Annotated in this window: 3 protein-coding genes; all 3 read right to left on the bottom strand. The window is 73.1% G+C overall.

Going from position 1 to position 2,746, the window contains the following annotated elements; all coding sequences use genetic code 11:
• Positions 1 to 84: 84 nt before the first annotated feature.
• The gene (locus tag ACWGJ2_RS40150; RefSeq protein WP_453351366.1) at positions 85 to 708 is read right to left on the bottom strand and encodes a hypothetical protein; all 624 of its coding nucleotides are present in this window, start codon (positions 706 to 708) and stop codon (positions 85 to 87) included.
• Positions 709 to 909: 201 nt separating this feature from the next.
• The gene (locus ACWGJ2_RS40155; RefSeq protein WP_453351367.1) at positions 910 to 1,392 is read right to left on the bottom strand and encodes a hypothetical protein; all 483 of its coding nucleotides are present in this window, start codon (positions 1,390 to 1,392) and stop codon (positions 910 to 912) included.
• Between the two features lie 73 nt (positions 1,393 to 1,465).
• Positions 1,466 to 2,746, bottom strand: a 1,281-nt coding sequence (locus tag ACWGJ2_RS40160) for a lantibiotic dehydratase (RefSeq protein ID WP_453351368.1), incomplete at its 5' end; no start/stop codon positions are given.

Raw genomic sequence — 2,746 nt, forward strand, 5'->3', positions numbered from 1 at the left:
GCTCCAGGGCGGCGAGCATCTCCATCTGCCCTCGCCACCGGTCGCCGCTGCCGTTGAGGAGGTTGTAGGTGCCCACACGGGACCTCACGCCGCCTCCCCCGCACCTGTACCGAGGTCGGCATGGAGGCCGAGGTCGACCGGGGCGGTCTTGCGCAGGGCGGCGGCAAGACGCCGGGCGGCACCGGGATCGAGCGCACCGACCTCGACGGCGGGGAAGCTGTGGCACCGTCGGCAGAAAGAGTGGTAGGCCACATCTACGGCGTGGCCCAGGAGGTCCGTCAGGGCCCGGTACAGCAGCCCGGTGATGCGGGGCCCCTCGCGCGGCTCGTAGAAGTCCAGCCCGCCGGTGGGCTCCCCCAGCAGGTGGGCCAGAGCGGCGGCATCCTCCACCGGGATCTCCCCGATGACCACCGTGCCCTGGCACACGGCCAGGCCGGGGGCGCGCAGGCCGTGCCGCTCCAGGGCCGCACCCAGCTTGCGCCGGGCCCGGTGGTGTTCCTTGAGTCCTTTGTGGATCAGGGTGGTCAGGGCGAGGGCGGTGTCCGCATCCGTGGTGCCGAACGCGAGCCGTGGCGGGTTGGTGCCGGTGGGCACCGGTACGTACAGGCTGAGGGGCAGGCCCGCCGCGTGCAGGGCCATCTCCAGGGCATCGCGGGCGTACTCGACGCCTGCACGGCTGTGCTGTTCGCCGTCGTTGCGCGGGGTCATGCGCACTTCACTCCAAGAGGGACTCGTCTTTGGACATGAACATGAGTGGGGCGTGGCAGGGGCTGGGGCTGGGGGCGAGGGAATGTTCGTGGCCGACCGCAGCCCGGCCCGCAGTGGCGGGCGGTGCCGGTTACCGCGCACGGTCCGTGGAACTCGTCGGAGGAGACTGGCGCCCAGAGGCGCTGCGGTGCGTGTTGTTGATCAGATGTCCGTCTCGTCGCGGGCGAGGGCGAGGAAGCCGCCGCCCGCCCGGATCTCGGCCAGGACGTTCGTGTAGATGCCGGGGACAGCGTCGATGTCGGTGACGGAGACGGTGACGATGCCGTGCAGGTCGCCGTGGCGGATCGCGCTGATCAGGCGGCTGAGCTGGGGCCGGAGCAGCGGGGGTGTCGTGGCGGTGTCGTCGACGGTGGCCAGGGTCTCGCACCAGCCCTCGCGGGCGATGAGGGACTGAGCCTGGTTGAGTCGGCTGGCCGGGGCCTGGCCCGGGTGGACCAGGACGTAGCGGGCCACCCGCACCTCGTGCGGGGCGAGCGCGTGCAGGGTCCAGGTGCGGTCCCTCAGCCGCAGGGCTCGCAGGTAGGCGGCGCCGAGAGGATGTTGGTCGTGCGCGGGCGGCACGGCCGCGGGCACACCGGCGATCCGGTGACCGGCCGGAGCGGAGAGCTCAGCTATCTGGTGCATAGGGGGATATTCCGTTCGTCACAGGTGTGTGCGGTATCCACGCGGGTGGTTCGGCTGGTGGTGGCTGGTCGGGTCAGGAGGGCCGGGGGGAGTCCTGATGCGCGGCGAGGGCGACGGCGCGGGCCAGGCGCCAGGGGATGTGTGCGGGGTCCGGCGCGTGGTCGGCGAGGACGTTCTCCGCGGCTGTCAGCAGCGCGCCGTCTCCCCACCGGCCCCGGTGTGGGTGGTAGGGGACCAGTTCGGTGTCGCCCGCGGCGCCGGTCTCCACCAGGTGCTGCGCCCAGCGGCCGAGAGGGCGCAGCGCGGCGCAGGCCGCGGCGGCGTCCGGCAGGCGGAGGGTCAGGACCAGGTGGGGATACGGCTGGTCGTGCGGGGTGAGCCACCACGGCGGCTGGCCCAACTCGTCGAGCAGCGCGGGCAGGTGGTCGGTGATCAGCGCATGCCGGGCCTGGGGCCGGCCGCGCAGCCGGACGGCCAGGTAGCGGGAGGCGCCGGGCGGATGGCGGTCACCGCGGCGAACGGCCGCAGTGGAGCGCAGGTCCGGGGCCGGGCGGGGCGCGGCCGTGGAGGCGAGCAGAGTGATGACCTCGTGGGCGCGTCCGGCGCACCAGCCGTACGCGTCCGGCGCCTCGGCCTCGATGAGCAGCAGTTGCCCCCAGGGGTGAGGCTGGTCGACCCGCTTTCGCAGCAGCGCACGGTGCACCGGCTCGGTCAGGTCCAGCCGCAGCCGACTGTCGAGGTACTCCAGATACACGCGGTCCGGGATCTGCCACCGGGTGAGGACGTCGCCCAGCGCGTCTTCCCACTGGCCGGTGGAGGCTCCCTTGCCGGGCAGGCCGGCGTGGTCCAGGACCCAGGTGGCGGGGCTGAGGATGCTGCGCCTGTACCGCACCCGTGGGCGCACCGCCAGGTGACGTGCCGCTCCCCAGTCCCAGGAGCCCAGGGCAGTGTCGATGAGGCGGCTGCTCTGCCCGCGCTGGAGCTCGTCGAGGAACCGGGCGAGGGCCGGGGTCTGGCACTCGATCTGCAGCGGATGCGGGATCGCGGCTTCCAGGACCTGACCGCGCGAGCGCGAGACCAGCATGAGCCGCTCGCGGTGGCAGACGACGGCGAGGTCATCGAGCGCGATCAGGTCCGGGCCGGGGTCGCGGTGTTCGGCGAGGGAGATCAGCGGCGCGGTCAACTGCGGGGTGCGGGTGATGTGCGCGGCTTCGGTCCGCAGAGCAGGAAAAGAGAGCTGTGCGGGGAGGGCGTCCTGAATGGCGGTGGGCCGCCGGGCGAGGGTGTTCAGCAGGTCGCTCGGTGTGTCCTCGGCGAGGAGGGCGGCGAAGCGCCCTCCGCTCAGGTGCCCCCA

It is taken from the genome of Streptomyces sp. NPDC054796 (assembly GCF_053611545.1).